The organism is Streptomyces sp. NPDC002640, from assembly GCF_053592575.1.
The window spans coordinates 296,345-322,646 of sequence record NZ_JBSFVZ010000006.1; the positions used below are offsets into that span (position 1 = coordinate 296,345).

The window sequence follows — 26,302 nt, forward strand, 5'->3', positions numbered from 1 at the left end:
CTCGTCGGCCGTTCATCGTGTTCGATATTCGGGCAGGCCGGCCGAAGGCGCTCCGGGCCCGGCCCGGACGGAGCCCCGGGCGACTGTCGGTGGCGAGGTGCAGGATGGATCCATGGCCGGCACCCCCCACCCCGCACTGGCAGGCTTCTCCCCCGCGACCCGCGGCTGGTTCACGGGCGCCTTCACCGCGCCCACGTCCGCCCAGGCCGGCGCCTGGCGGGCCATCGGCGAGGGGTCGGACGTCCTGGTGGTGGCGCCCACCGGCTCCGGCAAGACGCTGGCCGCGTTCCTCGCCGCGCTGGACCAGCTGACGTCCACACCGCCGCCCGCCGAACCGAAGAAGCGCTGCCGGGTGCTCTACGTCTCCCCGCTGAAGGCCCTCGCGGTGGACGTCGAGCGCAATCTGCGCAGCCCGCTGACCGGCATCCGGCAGGAGGCGGTCCGCCTCGGCCTGCCCGAGCCGGAGGTCCGGGTGGGCATCCGCTCCGGCGACACGCCGCCCGCCGAGCGCCGCGCGCTGGCCAACCGGCCCCCGGACATCCTGATCACCACGCCCGAGTCCCTCTTCCTGATGCTGACCTCCGCCACGCGGGACGCGCTGGCCGGTGTGGAGACGGTGATCCTCGACGAGGTGCACGCGGTGGCGGGCACCAAGCGCGGCGCCCACCTGGCGCTCTCCCTGGAGCGGCTGGACGAGCTGCTGCCCCGCCCGGCGCGGCGCATCGGCCTGTCGGCCACCGTCCGCCCGGTCGACGAGGTGGCCCGCTACCTCTCCCCGCAGCGCCGGGTGGAGATCGTCCAGCCGCCGTCCGGCAAGGAGTTCGACCTCTCGGTGGTCGTCCCCGTGGAGGACATGGGCGAACTGGGCGGGTCCCCCGCCTCCGACGCCGGCAAGGACGGGGAACGGCCGTCGATCTGGCCCTCGGTGGAGGAACGCATCGCGGACCTGGTCCAGTCGCACCGGTCCACCATCGTCTTCGCCAACTCCCGCCGTCTGGCGGAGCGGCTCTGCAACCGGCTCAACGAGATCGCCTACGAACGCGCCACCGGCGAGGCGATGCCGGAGCAGCACGCCCCGGCGGAACTCATGGGCGGCTCCGGCGCCGCCCAGGGCGCGCCCCCGGTCATCGCGCGCGCCCACCACGGCTCGGTCTCCAAGGAGCAGCGCGCCCAGGTCGAGGAGGACCTCAAGGCGGGGCGGCTGCCCGCGGTGGTCGCCACCTCCAGCCTGGAACTGGGCATCGACATGGGCGCGGTGGACCTGGTGGTGCAGGTCGAGTCGCCCCCGTCGGTCGCCTCCGGCCTGCAGCGCGTGGGCCGCGCCGGCCACCAGGTGGGCGCCGTCTCCACGGGCGTGGTCTTCCCCAAGTACCGCGGCGACCTGGTGCAGGCCGCCGTGGTGACGGAGCGGATGCGGACCGGCGCGATCGAGTCGCTGCGCGTCCCGGCCAACCCGCTGGACGTGCTGGCGCAGCAGATCGTGGCGATGACCTCCGTCGACACCTGGCAGGTCGAGGAGCTGCTGGCCATGGTGCGCAGGGCGGCGCCGTTCGCCTCGCTGCCGGAGTCGGCGTTCAGCGGCGTCCTCGACATGCTGGCCGGCCGCTACCCCTCCGACGCCTTCGCGGAGCTGCGGCCCCGGCTGGTGTGGGACCGGGTGCACGGCACGGTCACCGGCCGTCCCGGCGCCCAGCGGCTGGCCGTCACCTCGGGCGGCACCATCCCGGACCGCGGCCTGTTCGGCGTGTTCCTCGCGGGCTCGGACCCCAAAAAGGGTGGAGGCCGGGTCGGTGAGCTCGACGAGGAGATGGTCTACGAGTCCCGGGTGGGCGACGTCTTCACCCTCGGCACCAGCTCCTGGCGCATCGAGGACATCACCCGGGACCGGGTGCTGGTCTCCCCCGCGCCGGGCGTCCCCGGGCGGCTGCCGTTCTGGAAGGGCGACCAGCTGGGCCGTCCGCTGGAGCTCGGCCGGGCGGTCGGGGCGTTCCTCCGCGAGGTCGGCTCCCTGTCGGAGGAGGACGCCCGGCTCCGGCTGCTCGCGGCGGGGCTGGACGCCTGGGCCGCGGACAACGTCATCGCGTACCTGACCGAGCAGCGTGAGGCCTGCGGCCACGTCCCGGACGACCGCACGATCGTGGTGGAGCGCTTCCGGGACGAGCTCGGGGACTGGCGGGTCGTCGTGCACTCCCCGTTCGGCGCGCAGGTGCACGCCCCCTGGGCGCTGGCCCTCTCCGCTCGCCTGTCCGAGCGGTACGGCATGGACGCCCAGGTGATGCACGCCGACGACGGCATCGTGCTGCGCCTGCCCGACGCGGACCTGATGGGCCTGGACCTGACGGACCAGGAACCCGGCCGGGCGGGCCGGGAGTGGGACGGCGAGCAGGCGCCGGTGGGCGCCGGGGACGTCGCCTTCGACAAGGGCGAGGTGAGCGGGCTGGTCACCGACCAGGTCGGCGGCTCCGCCCTGTTCGCCTCCCGGTTCCGCGAGTGCGCCGCCCGTGCCCTGCTGCTGCCCCGCCGCAACCCCGGCAAGCGCACCCCGCTCTGGCAGCAGCGCCAGCGCGCTGCCCAACTGCTCTCTGTGGCGAGCGAGTTCGGTTCGTTCCCGATCGTCCTGGAGGCGATCCGCGAATGCCTGCAGGACGTGTTCGACGTCCCCGGGCTGACCGAGCTGATGGGCGACATCGAGTCCCGCAAGGTCCGCCTCGTCGAGGTGACCACTCCCGAGCCCTCCCCGTTCGCCCGCTCCCTGCTCTTCGGATACGTCGCCCAGTTCCTGTACGAGGGCGACTCGCCGCTCGCCGAGCGGCGGGCCGCCGCGCTGTCGCTGGACTCCCGGCTGCTGGCCGAGCTCCTCGGCCAGGCCGAGCTGCGCGAACTGCTCGACGCCGAGGTCCTCACCGAGCTGGAGCGCGAGCTGCAGTGGCTGACCGAGGACCGGCGGGTGAAGGACCCCGAGGGCGTGGCCGACATCCTGCGGCTGCTGGGCCCCCTCACCGACGCCGAGCTGACCGAACGCGGCGCCGAGCCCGGCTGGGCGGACGAACTCGCCTCCGCCCGCCGCGCCATCCGGGTGCGGATCGCCGGGGCCGACCACTGGGCCGCCGTGGAGGACGCGGGCCGGCTGAGGGACGCCCTCGGCACCGCCCTCCCGGTGGGTGTCCCGGAGGCCTTCACCGAACCCGTGAAGGATCCGCTGGGCGACCTGCTCGCCCGTTACGCGCGCACCCACGGCCCCTTCACCTCCGCCGCGGCCGCCGCCCGCCTCGGTCTGGGCGTGGCCGTCACCGAGGGCGCCCTGCGCCGGCTGGCCGCCGGCGGCCGGGTCGTCGAGGGCGAGTTCCACCCGGCCGGCATCGGCCAGGAGTGGTGCGACGCCACGGTCCTGCGCCGGCTGCGGCGCCGCTCCCTGGCCGCGTTGCGGCAGGAGCTCGAGCCGGCCCCGCCCGCCGCGCTCGCCCAGTTCCTCCCCCAGTGGCAGCACATCGGCAAGGGCCACTCCCTGCGCGGCATCGACGGTCTCGTCCGGGCGGTCGAACAGCTCCAGGGCGCCTCGGTGCCCGCCTCCGCGCTGGAGAAGCTGGTCCTGCCGTCCCGTGTCATGGGCTACACCCCGGCGATGCTCGACGAGCTCACCGCCGCCGGCGAGGTCGTCTGGGCGGGCGCCGGATCGCTGCCCGGCAAGGACGGCTGGGTCTCCCTCTACCTCGCCGACGCCGCACCCCTGCTGCTCCCGCCCGCGCATCCGCTGGAGCTGACCGCCCTCCACGAGTCGGTGCTGACGACGCTCTCCGGCGGTTACGGCCTGTTCTTCCGGCAGATCGCCGACCAGGTCCGGGCCACCACCCACCCGGACGCCACGGACCCGCAGCTCGCCGACGCCCTCTGGGACCTGGCCTGGTCCGGGCGGCTCACCAACGACACCCTCGCCCCCATGCGCTCCCTGCTCGGCTCCGGCCGCACGGCCGGGTCCACCGCCCACCGCGCCCGGCGGTCGGTGCCCCGCGGGCGGTACGGCTCCCTCACCGCCGCGGCCCGGACCGCCTCGCGCACCGGCCCGCCCACGGTGGCCGGCCGCTGGTCGCTGCTGCCGGACCGGGAGGGCGACCCCACGGTGCGCTCCACCGCCCTGGCCCGCACCCTCCTGGACCGGCACGGCGTGGTGACCCGGGGAGCGGTCGGCGCGGAAGGCGTCGAGGGCGGCTTCTCCGCCGTCTACCGGGTGCTGGCCGCGCTCGAGGAGGTCGGCCAGGCCCGGCGCGGCTACGTGGTCGAAGGGCTCGGGGCCGCCCAGTTCGCCATGGAGGGCGCCGTGGACCGCCTGCGGGCGACGGCCAACGCCCGCGAACGCGGCGAGGCGGCCCCGGCCCCCGCCGACCCGTGGAGCGGCGGCACACCGGGGGGCGCGCCGGGCGGCGAGGACGGCATGCCCGAACCCTGGGGCCCCGCCCCGATCGCCGATCCCTCCGGGGGCCCCGGCCGGTACGGCGGCCGTCCCGCCGACCGGTTCGGCGGCGGCCGCCGGGACGTCGGCGCCTCCCGTGCCGTGGTCCTGGCCGCCGCCGACCCCGCCAACACCTACGGGGCGGCCCTCGGCTGGCCCGAACCGCCCGGCGGCGCGGGACACAAACCGGGCCGCAAGGCGGGCTCCCTGGTGGTCCTGGTCGACGGCGAACTGGTGCTCTACATGGAGCGCGGCGGCAAGACCCTCCTCGCCTGGCCCGCCGAGCCCGATCTCCCGGCCGACCGCGACCCCCGGCTGGGGGAGGCCGCCCAGGCGCTCGCCGAAGCCGCCCGGTCCGGCTCGCTGGGCACGGTCACGGTGGAGCGGATCAACGGCGAGCCCGCACTGGGCGCACCGCAGGGGACGGTGCTGGAGACCGCCGGTTTCGTCGCCACGCCCCGCGGGCTGCGCCTGCGCGCCTGACCTCCGCCGGGTCGTCCGTGACGGCGGCTCGCGGAGGACGCCCCGGCGGCTCCGCTCGTCCGTGAGCCCGTCCGTGAGCCCGTCCGTGCCCCGGCGGCTCATGGGGACCCTTGCCGCGCCTCCCCTGGGGCACCCTTGAGGCATGCCCGAAGGCGACACCGTATGGCTCACCGCGAAGAAGCTGCACACGGCCCTCGCGGGCCGGGTGCTGCTCCGCAGCGACCTGCGGGTCCCGCGGTTCGCGACGGCGGACCTGACCGGACGGGCCGTGCTGGAGGTCGTCCCCCGCGGCAAGCACCTGATGACCCGAATGGACGGCGGCCTCACCCTCCATTCGCACCTGCGGATGGACGGCGCCTGGAAGATCCTGCCCGGCGGCGGCCCCGGCGTCCGGCTGCCCGGGCCGCAGCACCAGATCCGCGCGGTGCTGGGCACGGCCGAGAACACGGCGGTGGGCTACCGGCTGCCCGTGCTCGAACTGCTGCGCACCACCGAGGAGGACCAGGTCGTGGGGCACCTGGGGCCGGACCTGCTGGGGCCCGACTGGGACCCGGACGTCGCCCTCGCCAACCTCGCCCGTGACCCGGACCGCCCGCTCGGCGAGGCGCTGCTGGACCAGCGCAACCTGGCCGGGATCGGCAACGTGTACAAGTGCGAGCTGTGCTTCCTGCTGGGCGTGACGCCGTGGCTGCCGTTCCGGCTGCTGCCCGAGGACAGGGCGGAGGCGTTGCCGGAGATGGCACGGCGGCTGCTGGCCGCCAACCGGGACCGGCACCAGCGGCGGACGACGGGGCGGACCGCCGCGCAGAACCAGAACCTGTACGTCTACGGGCGCGCGCCCCGTCCGTGCCTGCGCTGCGGCACGCCCGTCCGTGTCGCCGACCAGGACGGGCGTCCCACCTCCTGGTGCCCCCGCTGCCAGGCCGGCCCCACGCCGTGAACGCGGCGTTCACCGGCCCGCTCCCCCGCCCGCGCCGCCCGACTCGTACGTCCGACGCCCCTCAGGCCCTCAGACCCCGCCCCCACCCGCGCCCCGCCCCCGCAGCACCCGGACCCACCGTCCCGTGGCGACGACGACCCCCGTCGCCCGCTCCTTGGCGACGCAGTGGACCGGCAGCAGGCTCACGCTCCACCCGGCCAGCGCCACACCCGCCTCCACCGCTCCGGACGCCCGCGGGGCGAGGGCCAGCCGCAGCACCGCCCACCACCACACCAGTCCGACGGCCGCTCTCACCGCCATGCCGATGGCGCCCATGGCGCACCTCCCGCTCCGCCCGGACGGCGGTTCACGCCCCGGAGGCCTACCCGTTCTCCGCCTGGAACATCCAGTGGTGCTTCTCGAGGTCGGCGGTGATCCCGATGAGCAGGTCCTGCGTGATCGGGTCCGGCTTCTCGGTCTCCTCTACCCGCGACCGCATCCGGCCGATGACCGCGCCCAGCGCGTCGACCATGGTCCTTACCGCGTCGCCGTCCTTGATCCAGCCGTCGGACACCGTCGAGACACCCGACCCGGAGGCCACCGTGGCGGCCCGTCCGTCCGGGGAGACGCCGAGGGCCGAGGCGCGTTCCGCGACCGAGTCGGAGTGCGCCCGCGCGCTGGTCACCACGTCGTCGAGCTGCAGGTGCAGCGACCGGAACCGGGGGCCCACGACGTTCCAGTGGACCTGCTTGGCGACCAGCGAGAGGTCCACCAGGTCGACCAGGGCGCCCTGCAGCGCTCCGTGGACGACCGTGAGGTCCTCGTCCGGCAGGGGGCTCTTCACGACATACATGCGTTGCTCCTCGTCAGCCGACGCGTCCCTCCCGCTTGCTCCTCCACGATGACCGCACCCCGCGCGCACGGCAAACGGGGCGTACACGCACGGTGTGCGCATACGCCCCGTTACCGGTTCGTTCGTGTGGGACTCAGGCGGCGACCACGTCGACGGCCTCCGCGGGCGCCTTGATGGTGACCCGCTCCGGGGAGACGCCCGTCACCGAGACGGACCCCAGCATCGGGCGCACCGGAGCCGGCACGGAGGACGAGTCGGTGGCTGCCGCGGACTGGGCCAGCTCGGCCAGGGCGAGCTCGTCGCTCACTTCCCTCATCAGTTCGGACATCCGCACGTCCAGAGCGTCGCAGATGGCGGCGAGCAGCTCGGAGGACGCCTCCTTCTGCCCCCGCTCCACCTCGGAGAGATAACCGAGGGAGACCCGGGCGGACGAAGAGACCTCGCGCAGAGTACGGCCCTGGCGCTGCCGCTGCCGACGCAGCACGTCACCCAGCAGGCGACGGAGCAGAATCATCGGTGGCTCCCTCCTCGGACCGCGTAGCCGCTTCCTTCTCGCCCCACCGTACCGCCTCGCGCCGCGGCCGTGCGGGGAGCGATGTCGTGTTCACTCAGGGCTGCAAACATCAGATCCCCCCGTTCTGTTCCGTATCCTGTGCCCGCTCGTTTCCTTGCCGTCGGCCCGCCTGCCCCGCTCCCTGGGCGTCAAGGAGCTCTTCCATCAGCAGCGCGAGTACGCTCCGTACACTCTCCATACGAATTTCCGCCCGTGTGCCGTTCAACCGCAGAGCGCGGACTTTCCCGCCCGCGGACCCGTCCTCCCCATCCGTCGCACCTCGCGCGACGGCGACGAAGACGGTGCCGACCGGCTGCCCGTCCTGAGGCTCGGGGCCGGCCACCCCGGTGGTGGCGATGCCCCAGTCGGCGCACAGCGCCCGCCGCACGCCGTCGGCCATCTGCTCCGCGACCCGTGCGTCGACCGCCCCGTGCTCCGCCAGCAGCCGCTCGTCGACGCCCAGCAGCCGGTGCTTCAGCTCGGTGGCGTACGCCGTCACCGAGCCCACGAACGCCTTGGAGGCCCCGGGGACGTCCGTCAGCTCGGCCGCGACCAGTCCTCCGGTGAGCGACTCGGCGACGGCGACGGTCTCCCCGCGGTGGGTGAGCATCAGGACGGCCTCGGCGGCCGCGGGTGTCATGCCTTGCTCCCCCTCAACGCGGCGCGGCGCTCGGCGATTCCCCGCCGCCGCAGCACGACCGCCTGCCGGACGTAGTCCAGACCGGTGACCACGGTGAGCGCCACCGCCACCGCCATCACCCACCAGCGCAGCGAGGCCAGCGGGCCCGTCAGCGCCAGGATGTACATGCCGACCGCGATGCCCTGGGTGAGCGTCTTCAGCTTGCCGCCCCGGCTGGCCGGGATGACTCCGTACCTGATGACCAGGAAACGGATCACGGTGACGCCGAGTTCCCGGCCGAGGATGACCGCGGTCACCCACCACGGAAGCTCGTCCAGCCAGGACAGGCAGATCAGCGCCGCGCCCATGATCGCCTTGTCGGCGATCGGGTCGGCGATCTTGCCGAAGTCGGTGACCAGGTTGTAGGTGCGAGCCAGGTGCCCGTCGAACAGGTCGGTGAACATGGCCACCGCGAAGGCGGCCCAGGCGAAGGAGCGCCACGCCGGGTCGTACCCGCCCTCGGCGAGCATCAGCAGCACGAAACCGGGCACCAGGACCAGCCGGAACATGGTCAGCAGATTGGCCACGTTCCACAGGCTGGCCTCGTTCACCGCGGCGGCCGCGATCTTCCCGCCCCGGGCGGTCGGCCTGGCGCCCAGCGGCTCGACGGGCTCCTCCATCAGGACCTCCGTCTCGGGCGAGGCGCCCGCCGCGGACGCGGGTACGCCGGTCATCCGATCGCCTCCGCCCGGTCCGCGGAGGCGGTCCGGGCGCCGGGCAGCAGACCGGTCACCGGCTCGGCGACCAGGTCGACGCCCTCGGTCGCGACCACCTTCGCGTCGACGAACCGTCCCACCTCCAGGCCGACGGCGTCGGTCAGCCGGACCTGGCCGTCGGTCTCCGGCGCCTGGTGCGCCCCACGCCCGTACACGCCGTCCTCCTCGTCGACGGACTCCACCAGCACCCGGACCGTCTCGCCCACGCGCTCCTCGGCGCGCTGCGAGACGAGTTCCTCGGCCAGCCGGGAGACCCGGGCGAGACGCTCGGCGACCACGTCCTCGTCGAGCTTGCCGTCGTATCCGGCGGCCTCGGTGCCCTCCTCGTCCGAGTACCCGAAAACACCGATGGCGTCGAGGCGGGCGTGGTTGAGGAAACGCTCCAGCTCGGCGAGGTCCGCCTCGCTCTCGCCGGGGAAGCCGACGATGAAGTTGGACCGCACGCCGGCCTCCGGCGCCTTGGCGCGGATGGTGTCCAGCAGCTCCAGGAACCGGTCGGTGTCGCCGAAGCGGCGCATGGACCGCAGCACGGAGGGCGCGGAGTGCTGGAAGGACAGGTCGAAGTAGGGCACGACGCCCGGGGTGGACGTCAGCACGTCGATGAGGCCGGGGCGCATCTCGGCGGGCTGCAGGTAGCTGACCCGCACCCGCTCGATGCCGTCGACCTCGGCGAGCTCGGGCAGCAGGGACTCCAGCAGGCGGATGTCGCCCAGGTCCTTGCCGTACGAGGTGTTGTTCTCGGAGACCAGCATGACCTCCTTGACGCCCTGCTCGGCGAGCCAGCGGGTCTCGTTGAGCACGTCGGAGGGGCGGCGGGAGATGAAGGACCCGCGGAACGAGGGGATTGCGCAGAAGGAGCAGCGCCGGTCGCAGCCCGAGGCCAGCTTCACGGACGCCACCGGGGAGGTGTCCAGCCTGCGGCGCAGCGGCGCCCGCGGGCCGGAGGCCGGGGCCAGGCCGTCGGGCAGGTCCGCCGGGGCCGGCTGGGCGTCGGCGGCGTCGCCGTGCCCGGGCAGGGCGACGTCGGTGGCCGACTGGCGCTCCGCGGGGCTGATGGGCAGCAGCTTGCGCCGGTCGCGCGGCGTGTGGGCGGCGTGGATGCCGCCGGACAGGATGGTCTGCAGCCGGTCGGAGATGTCGGCGTAGTCGTCGAAGCCGAGCACGCCGTCGGCCTCGGGGAGCGCCTCGGCGAGGTCCTTGCCGTACCGCTCGGCCATGCAGCCCACGGCCACGACGGCCTGGGTCCTGCCGTGACCCTTGAGATCGTTGGCCTCGAGGAGGGCGTCGACCGAGTCCTTCTTGGCGGCTTCGACGAAGCCGCAGGTGTTGACGACGGCGACGTCCGCGTCCTCGGCGTTCTCCACGAGGTGCCAGCCGTCCGCCTCCAAGCGGCCTGCGAGCTCCTCCGAGTCCACCTCGTTACGGGCGCAGCCAAGGGTGACGAGTGCGACGGTACGGCGTTCAGGCATGGGCTCTAGACTACTTCGTTCCACCGGCGTCCCACGCCGACGGGGTTGGCCCGGTCGGGCCGACCCCGTGTGCGCGCGTCCCCGCTTCCCCCGTCCGGCGGCCTCATCCGGCCGCCGGGTCGCCCTTGGTGTAGGAGAGGCGCTCCACCTGGCCGTCGCGGAAGTCGTCCTCGATCTTCTCGCCGTTGACGTGCAGCTCGAGGGCGCCGGCGTTGCCGAGGACCAGGTCGACGCGGGTGCCGTCCTGGAAGGTGCGGGAGTCGCCCTCCTCGAGGACGCCGTCCCACAGGACGCGCCCGTTGTGGTCCTTCGCGGAGATCCAGCTGCGTCCCTCGGGGGCGCTCACCTTCACCACGACCTTGTCGCGCGGCGCGGCGGCGATGGCGCTCTCGGTGGGCTCGGGCGCGGCGGGCTCCGGCGCGGCCTTGCCGGTCACCGAGACGCTCGGCTCGGGTCCCTCGGCGACCTGGGCCCGGTCGGTGCCCTCGCTGTCCCCGCCGAAGGCGGTGAACCCGACGAAGCCGATCACGGCGACGATGGCGGCGACCATCGCGGCGGTCCAGTTCGGCCCGCGGCGTTCGGGACGGAGGCGTTCCGCCTCGAACAGCGGCGCCGCGGGGGTGGGCGCGGGCCGCCCGCCGTGCTTCTCGTCGTAGGAGGCGACGAGCGGAGCCGGATCCAGCCCCACCGCGCGCGCCAGGGTGCGGATGTGACCGCGGGCGTAGACGTCACCGCCGCAGGGACCGAAGTCGTCCTCCTCGATGGCCTGCACGATGGCGACGCGCACCCGGGTGGCGTTGCTGATGTCGTCGACCGAGAGTCCGGCCGCGGTGCGCGCCCGCTTCAGGGCGTCGCCGATCTGCGGCAGGTCTGCGCGGTCCTTGCCGGACTCGTCCTCGAACGGACGCTCGTCTTCAGGGGGGTTGCCGAGGGACACGGGGGCGCCTTTCGAGGGTGTGGCCACCTGTGCTGGAGGTTCAGTCTAGGGGGGGTGCGAAAGGGTGGGGCAAGCGGGCGACGGCGGTTTGTAGGCCGCCGGTGGGCTCCCGCCTCTGCCCGGTTCGACGTGCGCGGACGGGGAACGGTTGCCCGTCCCCAGTCACAGGAGGGTCACGAAGAACCGGTGTGCCGGGCGGGCCCGGCGGGACCTCCGACTGGATGATCCCTCATCCCGGTTGCGTTCCACGTCCGGCTCGGGTCAAACCACCCGAAGGGCGCTCGGTTGCCGCACGTCTCCCGCCGTCCCGGGCGCTCCTGCGGGTCCTCTACTCCCCGGGCGACTCGCCGCGGATCCGGGCGAGCGCCTCGTCGAGTTCGTCCGCCTTCACCAGGACGTCGCGGGCCTTGGACCCCTCGCTGGGGCCCACGATCTGACGGGACTCCATCAGGTCCATCAGCCGGCCGGCCTTGGCGAAGCCGACGCGCAGCTTGCGCTGGAGCATCGAGGTGGACCCGAACTGGGTGGTGACGACCAGTTCGGCCGCCTGGCAGAGCAGGTCCAGGTCGTCGCCGATCTCCTCGTCGATCTCCTTCTTCTGCTGCGTGCCCACCACGACGTCGTCCCGGAACACCGGCGCCATCTGCGCCTTGCAGTGCTCGACGACGGCATGGATCTCGTCCTCGGCGACGAAGGCGCCCTGCATGCGGACCGGCTTGTTGGCGCCCATCGGCAGGAACAGGCCGTCGCCCTTGCCGATGAGCTTCTCGGCGCCGGGCTGGTCGAGGATGACGCGGCTGTCGGCCAGCGAGGAGGTCGCGAAGGCCAGCCGGGACGGCACGTTCGCCTTGATCAGGCCGGTGACCACGTCCACCGAGGGCCGCTGCGTGGCCAGCACCAGGTGGATGCCGGCCGCGCGGGCCAACTGGGTGATGCGGACGATGGCGTCCTCGACGTCGCGCGGCGCGACCATCATCAGGTCCGCGAGCTCGTCCACGATCACCAGCAGGTACGGGTAGGGCTGCAGCTCGCGCTCGCTGCCGGGCGGGGTCTGCAGCTTCCCGCTGCGCACCGCCTCGTTGAAGTCGTCGATGTGCCGGTAGCCGAAGGCCGCGAGGTCGTCGTAGCGCAGGTCCATCTCGCGCACCACCCACTGCAGGGCCTCCGCGGCCCGCTTGGGGTTGGTGATGATGGGCGTGATCAGGTGCGGGATGCCCTCGTAGGCGGTGAGCTCGACCCGCTTGGGGTCGACCAGCACCATCCGGACGTCCTCCGGCGTGGCCCGCATCATGATCGAGGTGATCAGGCAGTTGATGCAGGACGACTTGCCGGAGCCGGTCGCGCCGGCCACCAGGACGTGCGGCATGTGGGCCAGGTTGGCCATCACGTAGCCGCCCTCGACGTCCTTGCCCAGCGCCACCAGCATCGGGTGGTCGTCCTCGGCGGCGTCCGCGAGGCGCAGCACGTCGCCGACGTTGACCATCTCGCGGTCGGTGTTGGGGATCTCGATGCCGACCGCGGACTTGCCGGGGATGGGGCTGATGATCCGCACGTCGGGGCTGGCCACCGAGTAGGCGATGTTCTTGGTGAGCGCGGTGATCCGCTCGACCTTCACCGCCGGTCCCAGTTCGACCTCGTAGCGGGTGACCGTCGGACCGCGGGTGAAGCCGGTGACCGCGGCGTCGACCTTGAACTCCTTGAAGACGTTGCCCAGCGCGGCGGCGACGGCGTCGTTGGCGGCGGTGCGGGACTTGCCGGGCCCGCCGCGGTGCAGCAGGTCGAGCGAGGGCAGCGCGTAGGTGATGTCGCCGGCGAGCTGCAACTGCTCGGCGCGGGGCGGCAGGTCGTGCTCGCGGGTGGGCGGCGCCTTGGTGAGGTCGGGGACGGTCTCCGAGGTGGCCGGGAGGCGCTCGGGCGCGGGAACGGGCAGGTTCTTCGGCTCGGGCCGCGCGGTCGGCACGGACGCCTCGGACCGCTCGGACCGCTCGGTGTCCTCCGTCCCGCCCCGGCCGCCCCGGTCGGTGACGCCCTGGGTGAGCCCGGCGACCAGCGGCGACGGCGGCAGCCCGTTCATGATCGCCCCGTCCAGCGCGGCGGCGGCCTCGGCGGCGACGTCGACGGCGTCCAGCGGGCGGTTCGGGTCGGGCCGCCGGCTTCGTGCACGCCGCGAGCGGCCCCGGCCGTCGGTGGGCGTGTCCAGGCCCGCCGCCTCGGCCGCGTCGGTCCCGTCCTCGGCCGCGGGCAGCGCCCGCCTGCTCCGGGAGCGCGGCAGCGCCTCGCGCCACTGCTCCTCGTACCGCTCGTCGTCCTCCCCCACCGGCACGCCCCCGGCGTACCCGGGCGCCTCCACGGGCGGCTGGACGAGGCCGAGCCGGACGCCGAGGGCCCGCAGCCGCTGCGGGATGGCGTTGACGGGGGTGGCGGTGACCACCAGCAGGCCGAAGACGGTGAGCAGCAGCAGGAGCGCGACGGCCAGCGCGGCGCCGGTCGCATAGATCAGCGGGGTCGCGGCCGCCCAGCCGATGAGCCCGCCGGCGTCCCTTATCTCCTGCATGCCGCCGCTGCGGGCGGGCGAGCCGCAGGCGATGTGGACCTGTCCGAGCACGCCGATCGCCAGCGCGGACAGGCCGATGACGATCCGTCCGTTGGCCTCCTGCTGCTCCGGGTGGCGCACGAACCGGGCGGCGACCACGGCGAGCAGGATCGGCACCAGCAGGTCGAGGCGGCCGAAGGCCCCGGTCACCAGGATCTCCACCAGTTCGCCCACCGGCCCCTGGAGGTCGGCCCAGGTACCGGCCGCCACCACCAGGGAGAGCGCGATCAGCAGGAGGGCGATGCCGTCCTTGCGGTGTGCGGGGTCGAGGTTCCTGGCGCCGGTCCCTATGCCGCGCAGGACCGCGCCGACGGCGTGGGCGACCCCCAGCCACAGGGCGCGCACCAGCCGGTACACGCCGTTGGTCGGGCTCGGGGCCGGCTTCGGCGCGGGCTTGGCGGTCTTCTTCGCGGGCGCCTTCTTCGCCGGGGCCTTCCTGGCCGCCGGCTTGCCGGTCCCGCCCGGTTTGGCCGTCCTCGGCCCCTTAGAAGCCGAGGACGCCTTCGCTGGAGCGGGCGGCTTCTTGGCTGCGGAGGGTCGTGAGGCCATGAGAGTGAGGTTACCGGGGGAGGCGCCCGGGGACACGCCTGCGCGGGCCTTCACCCGTTCGTGTCGCCCGGCGGGTCAACGGAACCATGACGGCAGCGGGCTGACGTCCGCTCATCGCCGGGCGCGGAAGCGCCGTCAGCCCTGCTGCGGCAGGGTCGGAGCGGCGGTGCCCGGCTCCAGGGCGTCCAGGGCGCGGCGCAGCCCGTTGAGCTTGCGCTCCAGGTGCGCGGCGGTCGCCACCGCGGCCGCGTCGGCCGCCTCGTCGGTCAGTTGCTTGGAGAGCGCCTCGGCCTGCTCCTCGACCGCCGCCAGCCGCGCCGACAGCTCGGCCAGCAGGCCGGAGCCCGCCGCGCCTTCCTTGGGAGCCTCGCCCTCGGACCTCTCGCCGCCCTCCAACTGCAGGCGCAGCAGCGCCGCCTGCTCCTTGAGCTGGCAGTTCTTCATGTAGAGGTCGACGAAGACGGACACCTTCGCGCGCAGCACCCACGGGTCGAACGGCTTGGAGATGTAGTCCACCGCGCCCGCCGCGTAACCGCGGAAGGTGTGGTGCGGCCCGTGGTTGATGGCCGTGAGGAAGATGATCGGGATGTCCCGCGTGCGTTCCCGTCGCTTGATGTGGGCGGCGGTCTCGAAACCGTCCATGCCCGGCATCTGGACGTCGAGCAGGATGACCGCGAAGTCGTCCGTCAGCAGCGCCTTGAGCGCTTCCTCCCCGGACGATGCCCGGACCAGCGTCTGATCGAGCGCGGAGAGGATGGCCTCCAGCGCCAGCAGATTCTCCGGCCGGTCATCGACCAGGAGGATCTTGGCCTTCTGCACCATGGCCCGTCCTCCTCGCCCCGGCTTGGGGCCGCCCCTGTTCGCAGGACTCGGAGCGGCGTCCTGGGACACCGCCCTTGAGGACGACTCCCTTGCGCCGTCCGTCCTTGTGCCGGTCATCGTAGCCGCACCCCGGGCGCCGCCACACCCTGTCACTGCGATGTCACTGTGCATGCAGCAGAAACGCGGCGCGAGACCAAATGGTTCCCGGTAGTGCCATTCGCCCACCGGACGCCACGCGGCCTCGGCCACCCTCCGTAGCCCACCTACCCCCGAACGGCGGCTTCTCACCTCCGGATACGGATCACTTCCGCATCACTTCCACATCACTTCCGGTCCATCCAGTCCTCCATCACCGACAGCAGGTGATCAGGGTCCACCGGCTTGGTGACGTAGTCGGACGCACCCGACTCGATCGCCTTGTCCCGGTCCCCCTTCATCGCCTTCGCGGTGAGCGCGATGATCGGCAGTCCGGCGAACTGCGGCATCCGCCGGATCGCCGTCGTCGTCGCGTAACCGTCCATCTCGGGCATCATGATGTCCATCAGGACGATCGTCACGTCCTCGTGCTGCTCCAGCACCTCGATGCCCTCACGGCCGTTCTCCGCGTACAGCACCGACACCCCGTGCTGTTCGAGCACGCTGGTGAGCGCGAAGACGTTGCGGATGTCGTCGTCGACGATCAGCACCTTCTCGCCGCGGAACCGCGCCCCCGGACGCGACCCCGCCGCGGGCGCCGACGCCCGCTCCGCCTCCCCGGCGCCCTGACCGGACGGCTCCTCGGGCAGCGGCGCCGGCGCGTGCTCCTCGCGACGGCGGCGCCGGAACAGGGCCGCCGGTCCGTTCTGCGTCTCCCGGTAGGAGTTGACCTCGGCCGGCGTCTCACCGCCCGCCGGCAGCTCCGCCCGCGCCTCCGGGGCCTCCAGCGCCTCGTGCTCCCCCGCGCCCTGCGGCGGCGCCTGGTTCGGGTGCAGCGGCAGGTACAGCGTGAAGGTGGAGCCGCGGCCCGGCTCGGACTGGGCGTGGATCTCACCGCCGAGCAGCCGGGCGATCTCCCGCGAGATCGACAGCCCGAGCCCCGTGCCGCCGTACTTGCGGCTGGTGGTGCCGTCGGCCTGCTTGAACGCCTCGAAGATCACCCGCATCTTGCTCGCCGCGATGCCGATACCGGTGTCGGTCACCGAGAAGGCGATCATCTCGGCGTTCGGCCCGCTCAGCGCACCGGACTCCAGCAACTGCTCCCGGATCGCCGACGGAACGTCCGCCCCGGCCTGCCGGATCACCAGCTCCACGGCCCCGCTGTCGGTGAACTTCACCGCGTTCGACAGCAGGTTGCGCAGCACCTGCAGCAGCCGCTGCTCGTCGGTGTGCAGCGTCGCCGGCAGCTCCGGCGACACCCGCACCGAGAAGTCGAGCCCCTTCTCCGCGGTCAGCGGCCGGAACGTCGCCTCCACGTAGTCCACCAGCTGCACCAGCGCGATCCGCGTCGGCGAGACGTCCATCTTGCCCGCCTCGACCTTCGACAGGTCCAGGATGTCGTTGATCAGCTGCAGCAGGTCCGAACCCGCGCCGTGGATCGTCTCCGCGAACTCCACCTGCTTCGGGGAGAGATTGCCGTCCGCGTTGTCCGCGAGCAGCTTCGCCAGGATCAGCAGCGAGTTCAGCGGAGTCCGCAGCTCGTGCGACATGTTGGCGAGGAACTCGCTCTTGTACCGCATGGAGACGGCCAGTTGCTCGGCACGCTCCTCCAGGACCTGCCGCGCCTCCTCGATCTCGGTGTTCTTCACCTCGATGTCGCGGTTCTGCCGCGCCAGCAGCTCGGCCTTCTCCTCCAGTTCGGCGTTCGACGCCTGCAGCGCCATCTGCCGCTGCTCCAACTCCGCCGAGCGCTCCCGCAGTTGCTCGGTCAGCTCCTGCGACTGCTTCAGCAGCACCTCGGTCCTGCTGTTCACCGAGATGGTGTTGACGCTCGTCGAGATCATCTCGGCGATCTGGTTGAGGAAGTCCTTCTGGATCTGCGTGAACGCCGTGAACGACGCCAGCTCGATCACACCCAGCACCGTGCCCTCGAAGAGCACCGGCAGCACGATCACCTGCGCCGGCGGCGCCTCCCCCAGACCGGAGGCGATCTTCAGGTAGCCGCTGGGCGCGTTCTCCACCAGGATCGCGCGCCGCTCCTTCGCCGCCGTGCCCACCAGCCCCTCACCGGGCCGGAACGAGGTCGGCATCGAGCCCATCGAGTAGCCGTAGCTGCCGAACATGCGCAGCTCGTAGGCGTCCCCGTCGACCGCGCCGACCTCCTGCGAGTCGCCCGGCGGGATGGCCAGGAAGAACGCCCCGTGCTGCGCCGACACCACCGGCGTCAGCTCGCTCATCACCAGCGACGCCACGTCGTCCAGGTCCCGGCGGCCCTGCATCAGGGCCGAGATCCGGGCCAGGTTGCCCTTCAGCCAGTCCTGTTCCTTGTTGGCGATGGTGGTGTCGCGCAGGTTGGCGATCATCTTGTTGATGTTGTCCTGCAGTTCCTGGATCTCGCCGGATGAGTCGACGTCGATCTTCAGGTTGAGGTCGCCCCGGGTCACCGCGGTGGCGACCCGGGCGATGGCCCGCACCTGCCGGGTCAGGTTCCCGGCCATCTCGTTCACCGACTCCGTCAGGTCCCGCCAGGTGCCGTCGACGTCCCGCACCCGGGCCTGGCCGCCCAGCCGGCCCTCGGTCCCCACCTCGCGGGCGACGCGCGTCACCTCCTCGGCGAACGAGGACAGCTGGTCGACCATCGTGTTGATGGTCGTCTTCAGCTCGAGGATCTCGCCCCGGGCGTCGATGTCGATCTTCTTGGTCAGATCACCCTTGGCGATCGCCGTCGTCACCATCGCGATGTTCCGCACCTGACCGGTGAGGTTCGACGCCATCTGGTTCACCGACTCGGTGAGGTCCTTCCAGGTGCCGGCCACACCGGGCACATGGGCCTGACCGCCCAGGATGCCGTCCGTGCCCACCTCGCGGGCCACCTTGGTGACCTGCTCGGCGAACGACGACAGCGTCTTCACCATGATGTTGATCGTGTCGCCGAGCTGCGCGACCTCGCCGCGTGCCTCGATGGTCACCTGCCGCGTCAGGTCGCCGTTGGCGACCGCGGACGCCACCTGCGAGATGTTCCGCACCTGCGTGGTGAGGTTCTTCGCCATCAGGTTGACGTTGTCGCTGAGGTCCTTCCAGATGCCGGTGACGCCCGGCACGTGCGCCTGACCACCGAGGATGCCCTCGGTGCCCACCTCGCGGGCCACCCGCGTCACCTGCTCGGCGAACGACGACAGCTGGTCCACCATCGTGTTCACGGTGGTCACCAGCTCGAGGATCTCGCCCTTGGCGTCGACGGTGATCTTCTTCGACAGGTCGCCCTTGGCGACCGCCGTGGTGACCTCGGCGATGTTCCGCACCTGGATGGTGAGGTTGTTCGCCATGAAGTTCACCGACTGCGTCAGGTCCTTCCAGGTGCCGGAGACCCCCTGCACCTCGGCCTGACCGCCCAGGATGCCCTCGGTGCCCACCTCACGGGCCACCCGCGTCACCTGCTCGGCGAAGTTCGAGAGCTGGTCCACCATCGTGTTGAGGGTGTTCTTCAGCTCCAGGATCTCGCCCCGCGCGTCCACGTCGATCTTCTGCGACAGGTCACCGCGCGCCACCGCCGTCGCGACCTGCGCGATGTTGCGCACCTGCGCCGTCAGGTTCCCGGCCATGCCGTTCACCGAGTCCGTCAGGTCACGCCACACACCGGCCACACCCGGCACCTGCGCCTGACCGCCGAGGCGGCCCTCGGTGCCCACCTCACGGGCCACCCGGGTCACCTGGTCGGCGAAGGCGGAGAGCTGGTCGACCATCGTGTTGATGGTGTTCTTCAGCTCCAGGATCTCGCCCCGCGCGTCCACGTCGATCTTCTGCGACAGGTCACCGCGCGCCACCGCCGTCGTCACCTGCGCGATGTTGCGCACCTGCGAGGTGAGGTTGCCGGCCATGCTGTTGACGGAGTCGGTGAGCTCCTTCCAGGTGCCCGACACCCCGTCCACCCGGGCCTGACCGCCGAGCCGGCCCTCGGTGCCCACGTCCCGCGCCATCCGCGTCACCTGGTCCGCGAAGCTGGACAGCTGGTCCACCATCCGGTTCACGGTGTTCTTCAGCTGGAGCATCTCGCCGGAGACGTCCACGGTGACCTTCTGCGACAGGTCGCCGTTGGCCACCGCCGTCGTCACCTGCGCGATGTTCCGCACCTGACCGGTGAGGTTCCGGAACGCCGTGTTGACGGAGTCCGTGAGGTCCTTCCAGGTGCCGGCCGCCCCGGGCACCTGCGCCTGACCGCCCAGCTCACCCTCGACACCGACCTCGCGCGCGACGCGCGTCACCTCGGCGCCGAACGCGGAGAGCTGGTCCACCATCCCGTTGACGGTGTTCTTCAGCTCCAGCATCTCGCCGGCCACGTCCACCGTGACCTTCTGCGACAGGTCTCCGTTGGCCACCGCCGTCGTCACCGCGGCGATGTCCCGCACCTGCGTCGTCAGGTTCCGGAAGACCGTGTTCACCGAGTCGGTGAGGTCCTTCCACGTCCCCGCCGCGCCCGGCACGTTCGCCTGGCCGCCCAGCCGGCCCTCGGCGCCGACCTCGTTGGCGACCCGGGTGACCTCGTCCGCGAAGATCCGCAGCGTCTCGGTCATCTGGTTGATCGTGTCCGCGAGCTGCGCCACCTCGCCGCGCGCGCTCACCGTCACCTTCCGCGACAGGTCGCCGTTGGCCACCGCCGTGGTGACCTCGGCGATCCCGCGCACCTGGGCGGTGAGGTTGCCCGCCATCAGGTTGACGGAGTCGGTCAGGTCCTTCCACACGCCGGCCACGCCCGGCACCTGCGCCTGACCGCCCAGCTCGCCCTCGGTGCCCACCTCACGGGCCACCCGCGTCACCTCGGCGGCGAACGCGGAGAGCTGGTCCACCATCGTGTTGACGGTGTTCTTCAGCTCGAGCATCTCGCCCTCGACGTGCACGGTGACCTTGCGGGACAGGTCACCGTTGGCCACGGCGGTCGTGACGAGCGCGATGTCCCTCACCTGCAGGGTGAGCCTGTGCGCCATCGTGTTGACGGACTCGGTGAGGTCCTTCCAGGAGCCGGACATGCCGCGCACCTGCGCCTGGCCGCCCAGCTTGCCCTCGGTGCCGACCTCGCTGGCCACCCGGGTCACCTCGTCGGTGAACCGGGACAGCTGGTCGACCAGGTTGTTGACGGTCCGCGCCACCTTCAGGAACTCGCCGCGCAGCGGATGCCCGCCGCCGTCGGCGATCCGTGTCCGCAGCTCCATCCGCGGCGACAGGTCACCCTCCGCCACCGCGGAGAGCACCCGGCCCACCTCGGAGACGGGCCGCACCAGGTCGTCCACCAGCGCGTTGGACGCGTCGATCGCCGCCGCCCAGGACCCCTCGCAGGCCCCGGTCTCCAGCCGCTCCGTGAGTTTTCCCTCACGTCCGACCATCCGCCGCACCCGGGCCAGCTCGCCCGTCAGGTGCAGGTTCCGGTCCGCGACCTGGTTGAACACGGCGGCGATCTCCGACATGACGTCGTCGCCGGAGACCGTGAGGCGCTTGCGGAAGTTCCCGTCGCGCATCGCCACCAGACCGGACAGCAGCCTGTTCAGCGCGGCCGTGTCCACCTGCGTGGTGCCTCCGCCCTTCGCACGCGTCCTCGTACCCCGCGTCGCCGCGCCAGACTCCACTGTGTCCCTCCCGCAGGGATCGACCAACCACTGCCGCTCGCGTGCCCGCCAACAGGGGCCCGCTCACGTCGCCCGCTCATCCACACCACGTGTCATGGGCGTTTTCGTCAAGCCTGCCCAGTGTTTCACCTCGCCCCAACCAGGCCATAACTGTTCGGCAAGCCCGCACACCGTCCGCACACCCTGCGGACGTAATCGGCGTCAACCGGCATCCGCGCGGACCCCGAAGGTAAGTAACCTTGCAGGAGGCTGTCCGGCCGAGCGTTCCCGTCCGGCCCGGGCGGTGGCAAGACGAAACATCTGGGCACCGGAGGGGCGGCCGCGGAGAACATGACGACCGGACTGATCTCGGGGGAGCAGCCCCCGGAGCACATCGGGCCGACGGACGCGTTTCCCGCACAGCAGCGGCAGGCGCCGGACACCGGCCCGCCGGGGCCGCCCCCAGCCCAAGACCGCACGAGGAGTTCTGTGATCACCGCGCGGGCGGCCGCCAGCTTCGAGCCAGTGGGACGCTCGGTCGCCACGGCCCGCTCCTTCGTCCGCGACACCCTCCAGGGCTGGGGTTTCGCCGACATCGTCGACGACGCCGTCGTCCTCACCAGCGAGCTGGTCACCAACGCGGTCGTCCACGCGGGCACCGCCGCCGACGTCGTCTGCCTGCGCACCGACGAGGGCGTCCGCATCGAGGTCGCCGACCGCTACCCCGAGCGCGAGGTCCCGCTCCAGTCCGCCGCCCTGACCGTGAGCAGCCCCGACCAGGAGGGCGGCCGCGGCCTCCAGCTGTGCGCGGCCCTCGCCACCCGGTGGGGCGTCGACTACACGGCCACCCGCAAGCAGGTCTGGTTCCAGCTCGACCTGCCGGAGCGCGCCGTCGGCACCCGCTCCGCAGGCCCGGCCCTCCCCGTCGAGATGCTCCCGGCCGCCGCCGGCCGGGTCCGGGTCGCCGTCGTCCAGATCGACCGCGACGGCATGGTCGGCTCGTGGAACGAGGACGCCGAGGAACTCTTCGGCTACCCGGCCGCCACCGTCACCGGCAAGCCCCTCACCGACCTGGCCGCCTGGCCGCACACGCCCGGCACCAGCACGGGCATCGTCGAGGCCCTGCAGCTCTCCCGCTGGGAGGGCAGCTACGGCATCCGCGACGCCGAGGGCCGCGTCGTCCCCGTCTACGCCTCCCACCTGCGGGTCCGCGACCCCGAGGGTGAGCCCTCCACGGTCTGTCTGCTGGTCCGCAACGAGGAGCGCGCCGTCCTGCAGAGCCCCTCCCGCGGCTCCGGCGGCGACACCGCCCACCACCACGACGGCCGGGACTCCGACCCGTTCGAGGTCTTCATCGGCTCCCCCGCCCCCGACGACCTGGACGGCCTCCTCCAGCGCACCGTGGAACGCGCCCGCGACATGCTGGACGCCGACGCCGCCTTCCTGCTGCTGGCCACCGACGACGAGACGGAGCTGGAGGTACGCGCGTCGACCGGCCTGCCGTCGGCCCGCCAGCGCTTCGCCCGCGTCCCCGTCGAGGCCGGTCCCGGCCGCTACGGCTCGGCCCGCATGCCCGCCGTCCACGACGACCTGGCCTCGGCCCCGGGCGCCATCCCGCTCCTCGGCGGCACCGGCATGCGCTCCGTGGTGACCGTGCCCCTCAAGGTCGAGGGCCGCCTCACCGGCTCCCTCGGCGTCGCCGCGGAGGCCCCCGGCCGCTATTCGAACGAGGAGGCCCTGCGCCTGCAGTTCGCCGCGGACCGTATCGCCCTGGCCGTCGAGTCGGCCCGCCTGGGCGAGCTGGAGCGGCTCCGCCGCGGCTCGCTGAGCTTCCTCGTCGAGGCCTCCGACCTGCTGGCCGGCACCCTGGACCGCGACCAGACCCTCGCCCTGATGGCGCAGATGACCGTGCCCACCCTGGCGACCTGGTGCGCCGTCTACACCATCAACGACCCCTCCTCCGAGCCGTACCTGTCGTACGTGCTGCACGAGGACGAGGACCGCATCGACGGCCTCAAGGCCCTGCTCTCCAAGATCTCGCCGCCCGACCCGGTGCCGACGCCCGGCGCCCGTGTCTGGACGGCCCCGTTCGAAGCGGCCCACGAAGCCGCCCTGCGCAGTTCCATGCGCAGCCTGGGGCTGGGCGAGCCGACCACCGTCTCCTCCGGCATCGGCCCCACCCTCGCCACCGCCTCGGCGGTCGGCGGCGAGACGGTCGTCCTGCCGCTGGTGGCCCGCAACCGCGTCATCGGCATGCTCACGCTGGGCAAGCCCACCGACGAGCACTTCCGCCAGGAGTCCCTGGAGCTGGCCGAGGACCTCAGCCGCCGGGCCGCCCTGGCCCTCGACAACGCCCGCCTGTACTCGGAGCGCACGGCCATCAGCCAGTCCCTCCAGCGCAGCCTCCTGCCGCCGGAGCTGCCGCAGATCGAGGGCGTCGAGGTCGAGGTCATCTACCAGGCCGCCGGCGAGGGCAACGAGGTCGGCGGCGACTTCTACGACCTCTTCCCGATCCGCGACGGCGCCTACGGCTTCGCCATCGGCGACGTCTGCGGCACCGGCCCCAACGCCGCCGCCGTCACCGGTCTGGCCCGGCACGCCCTGCGCCTGCTCGCCAGGGAGGGCCTCAGCGGCCCTGCGGTGCTCGAGCGCCTCAACGCCGCGATCATCGACGAGGGCGCCCGCAGCCGCTTCCTCACGCTCCTCTACGGCGAGCTGTGGCCGCAGGAGGACGGCAGCGCCCTGCTGAAGGTGGTGTGCGCCGGCCACCCGCTCCCCCTCCGCCTCCGCCAGGACGGCACGGTCGAGGCCGCCGCCGAGCCGCAGCCGCTGCTCGGCGTGATGGAGGACCTGGAGCTCTACGAGGAGACCCGCGTCCTCGACCCGGGCGACGTCCTCCTCTGCGTCACGGACGGCGTCACCGAACGCCGCGAGGGCATGCGCATGCTCGGCGACGACGGCCTGGCCGATGTCCTGACCACCTGCACGGGCCTGACCGCGGGAGCGGTCGCCGCCCGCGTCCTGCGCGCCGTGGAGCGTTTCGCCTCCGAGCCGCCGTCGGACGACATGGCCATCCTCGCGATGCGGGTACCGGGCCTCCAGGCGGAGTGACAGGCGGAGTGACCCCCGGCCCCGGCACGTCCGGGTCAGCGGGCCCGGCCGGTGGAATCCGACCGGGCCCGCCGCCCGTCCCGCCCCTGCGGAGCCGGCGTCATCCCGGCTGCGGCCCGGGGAGTTCCAGACGGGGCCAGCCGGCCAGGTCCCTCAGCATCTGCCGGTCGTGGGTGGCGACCACGACCGCGCAGGGCGTGCCGGTCAGCGCCTGGGTGAGCTCGTCGACCAGGGTGGCGGACAGATGGTTGGTCGGCTCGTCGAGCATCAGCAGGTCGGGCCGTTCGGCCAGGCACATCGCCAGGTGCAGGCGCCGCTGCTGCCCCTGCGACATGCGCCCCACCGGGGTGCGCAGTGTGATCGCGTCCAGCAACCCCAGGCCGCTCAGGGCGGGCGCCCGCTCCCGCAGGTCGGCGCGGTCGAGCCGGTCCACATGCGCCCGGTACGCCTCGTAGGCGGTGTGCCCCGGATCCCAGGCGGGCACCTCCCGGGACAGCAGCACGACCCGTGCGTCGTGGTGGACGTCCAGGCTGCCGCCGGTCGGGACCACCTGCCCCGCCAGCACCCCCAGCAGCGTGGACTTCCCCGCCCCGTTGGGCCCGGTGAGCAGCAACCGCTCGCCGCCGCCGACCGTCACGTCCACCGGCAGCCGCAGTCGTCCCGGCACCGTGAGGCCCCGCCCGTGCAGATCCGGTCGCCCCGCCCGGGTCGGCAGCTCCGGCCACGCGAGACTGCGGGGCGGCTCGGGGACGGTGATGCGGTGGCGCTGGAGCTCTTCCACCCGGCGGTTGAACGCCTGCACGACCCCGGCCGCGCGGGTGGCGCGCTGGTGCTTGCCGGTGCCCTTGTCCGGGCGCCAGCCGGTCTGCAGCCGCCCGCGGGCCTCCTCGGCGGCGCGGCTGAGCTGTGCGTGCTCTGCCTGCTGGGTGGCGTGCTCCTGCTCCCAGCGCTCACGTTCACGCCGGCGGCCCTCGATCCAGCCGTCGTAGCCGCCCGCGTAAAGGCGGGGCAGTCCGTCGCGGCTCGGGTCCAGGTCAAGGAAGGCCGTGGCGACATCACGCAGCAGCGCTCGGTCGTGGCTGACCAGGGCCACGCCCCCCGGATGTTCGCGCAGCCTGCGCGCCAGGAAGTCGAGCGCGTCGGCGTCCAGGTGGTTGGTGGGCTCGTCCAGCAGCAGCAGATCGGTGCTGGAGCCCAGCACGACCGCCAGCCGCACCCGGTAGCGCTGCCCGACCGACAGCGTCGCCAGGCGCCGCCCGCGGTCCGTGCAGGCGCCCAAGCCTTCCAGCGCGACGTCGATGCGCCGTTCGGCGTCCCAGGCGTCCAGTGCCGTGGCGACCTCCAGGGCGTGGGCGTAGGCGTCCTCGGCGCCGGGCGTCCCCTGGGCCAGCGCCTCGGTAGCGCGCTCGAGCAGGTCCAGGGCGGTGAGTGATTCCCCGACGGCCGCCTTGACCAGGTCCCCGACCGTGCGCTCGTCGTCGATGTGCAGGGTCTGCTCGATCAGCGCGAGCGTGCCGGTGCGCGAGACGGTGCCGGCGTCCGGCGTCAGCGTGCCGCCCAGGACGTGCAGCAGGGTCGTCTTGCCCCTGCCGTTCTCGCCGACGACGGCCACGCGGGAGCCGGCCGAGATCGTGACATCGGCACCGGAGAGGACCGTGCGCTCCCCCAGCCGGACCACGATGCCCTCGGCGCGCACGTGCGCGACGGCACCGGCGGGGAGGTTCTGGGACAGGAAGGGAGCAGGGGAGGAAGAAGCGTCGCGAAGCATGCGTGTGTCTCTCAGCTCGTCGTGGGAGCCGGACGGCACGCGGAGCCGCCCGGCGGGAAGCCAGGACGGCGGCGAGAGATCAGTCGGGTTCAGCCGCCGTCAGCGGCTGAACCAGGGCTTCGCGGTATAGAAACTCATGCCCTCCATCCTAGGGACGGACCGGAGCGGGAGCGAACGAATTAGCCAGGACGTGACGCACCCCCCAGGCCATGGCCGGCGATGGCAGTCGATGGCAGGCCGGCATACGAAAAAGGTCCCGCCCATTTCTGGGCGGGACCTCTTCTCGTTGAGCCCCCAAACGGAATCGAACCGTTGACCTTCTCCTTACCATGGAGACGCTCTACCGACTGAGCTATAGGGGCCTTGTCGTTTCGGAGGTTTCCCTCGCGGCGACACATGAATACTAACCCACGACCTGGGCGGATTCCAACTCCAGGCCGGCCGGCCAACAGCCGCGGTACTCTTCCGCCCGCAATTGTCCAGGATTGGCCCGGAGAGAGGCCGGCACCCCCGACCCGACAGCGGCAAGCTGTCGGCAGCGGAAGGCCGCGGAAATACAGAAAGCCCCCGCACCAAAGGTGCGGGGGCTTTCCCAATATTTGTTCGGCGGCGTCCTACTCTCCCACAGGGTCCCCCCTGCAGTACCATCGGCGCTGTAAGGCTTAGCTTCC

At 72.7% G+C, this 26,302-nt stretch carries 14 protein-coding genes, 1 tRNA gene and 1 rRNA gene; 3 read left to right on the forward strand and 13 right to left on the reverse strand.

What is annotated here, in order from left to right; genetic code table 11:
- Nucleotides 1–112: 112 nt before the first annotated feature.
- Entirely contained in the window at nucleotides 113–4,930 is a 4,818-nt protein-coding gene (locus tag ACWD3O_RS11250; RefSeq protein ID WP_451415686.1) for an ATP-dependent helicase, read from the forward strand.
- A 142-nt stretch (nucleotides 4,931–5,072) separates the two neighbouring features.
- Nucleotides 5,073–5,870 (forward strand): Fpg/Nei family DNA glycosylase, encoded by a 798-nt coding sequence (locus tag ACWD3O_RS11255; protein ID WP_451415687.1) that lies wholly within the window; start codon nucleotides 5,073–5,075, stop codon nucleotides 5,868–5,870.
- 69 nt (nucleotides 5,871–5,939) lie between these two features.
- On the opposite strand, the gene ACWD3O_RS11260 is transcribed toward ACWD3O_RS11255, so the two are convergent.
- The 10 genes from ACWD3O_RS11260 to ACWD3O_RS11305 form a co-directional block, all read right to left on the reverse strand.
- On the reverse strand, nucleotides 5,940–6,185 hold the full coding sequence (locus ACWD3O_RS11260) for a hypothetical protein (RefSeq protein ID WP_451415688.1): 246 nt from the start codon (nucleotides 6,183–6,185) through the stop codon (nucleotides 5,940–5,942).
- A 46-nt stretch (nucleotides 6,186–6,231) separates the two neighbouring features.
- Nucleotides 6,232–6,702, reverse strand: coding sequence for a Dps family protein (locus ACWD3O_RS11265; protein WP_451415689.1), 471 nt, complete (start codon nucleotides 6,700–6,702; stop codon nucleotides 6,232–6,234).
- Between the two features lie 133 nt (nucleotides 6,703–6,835).
- A complete protein-coding gene (locus tag ACWD3O_RS11270) occupies nucleotides 6,836–7,216 on the reverse strand; it encodes a helix-turn-helix domain-containing protein (RefSeq protein ID WP_356133827.1) in 381 nt (126 codons plus the stop codon).
- Nucleotides 7,217–7,325: 109 nt separating this feature from the next.
- Complete coding sequence (locus tag ACWD3O_RS11275) at nucleotides 7,326–7,895, reverse strand: CinA family protein (RefSeq protein WP_451415690.1); 570 nt, start codon at nucleotides 7,893–7,895, stop codon at nucleotides 7,326–7,328.
- Nucleotides 7,892–8,554 carry a CDP-diacylglycerol--glycerol-3-phosphate 3-phosphatidyltransferase gene (pgsA, locus tag ACWD3O_RS11280; protein ID WP_451415710.1) on the reverse strand — a complete coding sequence of 221 codons (663 nt, stop codon included), beginning with the start codon at nucleotides 8,552–8,554 and terminating at the stop codon, nucleotides 7,892–7,894. Before pgsA ends, ACWD3O_RS11275 begins: the two co-directional genes overlap by 4 nt.
- A gap of 50 nt (nucleotides 8,555–8,604) precedes the next feature.
- The gene (gene rimO, locus ACWD3O_RS11285) at nucleotides 8,605–10,119 is read right to left on the reverse strand and encodes a 30S ribosomal protein S12 methylthiotransferase RimO (RefSeq protein WP_451415691.1); all 1,515 of its coding nucleotides are present in this window, start codon (nucleotides 10,117–10,119) and stop codon (nucleotides 8,605–8,607) included.
- A 103-nt stretch (nucleotides 10,120–10,222) separates the two neighbouring features.
- A complete protein-coding gene (locus ACWD3O_RS11290) occupies nucleotides 10,223–11,056 on the reverse strand; it encodes a helix-turn-helix domain-containing protein (RefSeq protein ID WP_451409059.1) in 834 nt (277 codons plus the stop codon).
- Between the two features lie 328 nt (nucleotides 11,057–11,384).
- Nucleotides 11,385–14,234, reverse strand: a complete 2,850-nt coding sequence (locus ACWD3O_RS11295; protein WP_451415692.1) for a DNA translocase FtsK — start codon at nucleotides 14,232–14,234, stop codon at nucleotides 11,385–11,387.
- A 99-nt stretch (nucleotides 14,235–14,333) separates the two neighbouring features.
- The gene (locus tag ACWD3O_RS11300) at nucleotides 14,334–15,020 is read right to left on the reverse strand and encodes a response regulator (RefSeq protein ID WP_451409057.1); all 687 of its coding nucleotides are present in this window, start codon (nucleotides 15,018–15,020) and stop codon (nucleotides 14,334–14,336) included.
- A gap of 323 nt (nucleotides 15,021–15,343) precedes the next feature.
- A complete protein-coding gene (locus ACWD3O_RS11305) occupies nucleotides 15,344–20,773 on the reverse strand; it encodes a HAMP domain-containing protein (protein WP_451415693.1) in 5,430 nt (1,809 codons plus the stop codon).
- 330 nt (nucleotides 20,774–21,103) lie between these two features.
- Between ACWD3O_RS11305 and ACWD3O_RS11310 the strand changes: the two genes are divergently transcribed.
- Nucleotides 21,104–23,863: a SpoIIE family protein phosphatase gene (locus ACWD3O_RS11310; protein ID WP_451415694.1), complete on the forward strand. Its 2,760-nt coding sequence runs from the start codon at nucleotides 21,104–21,106 to the stop codon at nucleotides 23,861–23,863.
- 100 nt (nucleotides 23,864–23,963) lie between these two features.
- On the opposite strand, the gene ACWD3O_RS11315 is transcribed toward ACWD3O_RS11310, so the two are convergent.
- The 3 genes from ACWD3O_RS11315 to rrf all read right to left on the reverse strand — a co-directional run.
- Nucleotides 23,964–25,631, reverse strand: coding sequence for an ABC-F family ATP-binding cassette domain-containing protein (locus ACWD3O_RS11315; RefSeq protein WP_451415695.1), 1,668 nt, complete (start codon nucleotides 25,629–25,631; stop codon nucleotides 23,964–23,966).
- 289 nt (nucleotides 25,632–25,920) lie between these two features.
- A tRNA-Thr gene (locus ACWD3O_RS11320) sits at nucleotides 25,921–25,993 on the reverse strand.
- Nucleotides 25,994–26,232: 239 nt separating this feature from the next.
- Nucleotides 26,233–26,302 (reverse strand): 5S ribosomal RNA (rrf, locus tag ACWD3O_RS11325); the annotation flags it as partial.

Excerpts from the sequence above, each read along its gene's own strand:
- ACWD3O_RS11250 (WP_451415686.1), top strand. The coding sequence starts at position 113 with ATGGCCGGCACCCCCCACCCCGCACTGGCAGGCTTCTCCCCCGCGACC.
- ACWD3O_RS11255 (WP_451415687.1), top strand. The coding sequence starts at position 5,073 with ATGCCCGAAGGCGACACCGTATGGCTCACCGCGAAGAAGCTGCACACG.
- ACWD3O_RS11260 (WP_451415688.1), bottom strand. The coding sequence starts at position 6,185 with ATGGGCGCCATCGGCATGGCGGTGAGAGCGGCCGTCGGACTGGTGTGG.
- ACWD3O_RS11265 (WP_451415689.1), bottom strand. The coding sequence starts at position 6,702 with ATGTATGTCGTGAAGAGCCCCCTGCCGGACGAGGACCTCACGGTCGTC.
- ACWD3O_RS11270 (WP_356133827.1), bottom strand. The coding sequence starts at position 7,216 with ATGATTCTGCTCCGTCGCCTGCTGGGTGACGTGCTGCGTCGGCAGCGG.
- ACWD3O_RS11275 (WP_451415690.1), bottom strand. The coding sequence starts at position 7,895 with ATGACACCCGCGGCCGCCGAGGCCGTCCTGATGCTCACCCACCGCGGG.
- pgsA (WP_451415710.1), bottom strand. The coding sequence starts at position 8,554 with ATGGAGGAGCCCGTCGAGCCGCTGGGCGCCAGGCCGACCGCCCGGGGC.
- rimO (WP_451415691.1), bottom strand. The coding sequence starts at position 10,119 with ATGCCTGAACGCCGTACCGTCGCACTCGTCACCCTTGGCTGCGCCCGT.
- ACWD3O_RS11300 (WP_451409057.1), bottom strand. The coding sequence starts at position 15,020 with ATGGTGCAGAAGGCCAAGATCCTCCTGGTCGATGACCGGCCGGAGAAT.
- ACWD3O_RS11310 (WP_451415694.1), top strand. The coding sequence starts at position 21,104 with ATGACGACCGGACTGATCTCGGGGGAGCAGCCCCCGGAGCACATCGGG.
- ACWD3O_RS11315 (WP_451415695.1), bottom strand. The coding sequence starts at position 25,631 with ATGCTTCGCGACGCTTCTTCCTCCCCTGCTCCCTTCCTGTCCCAGAAC.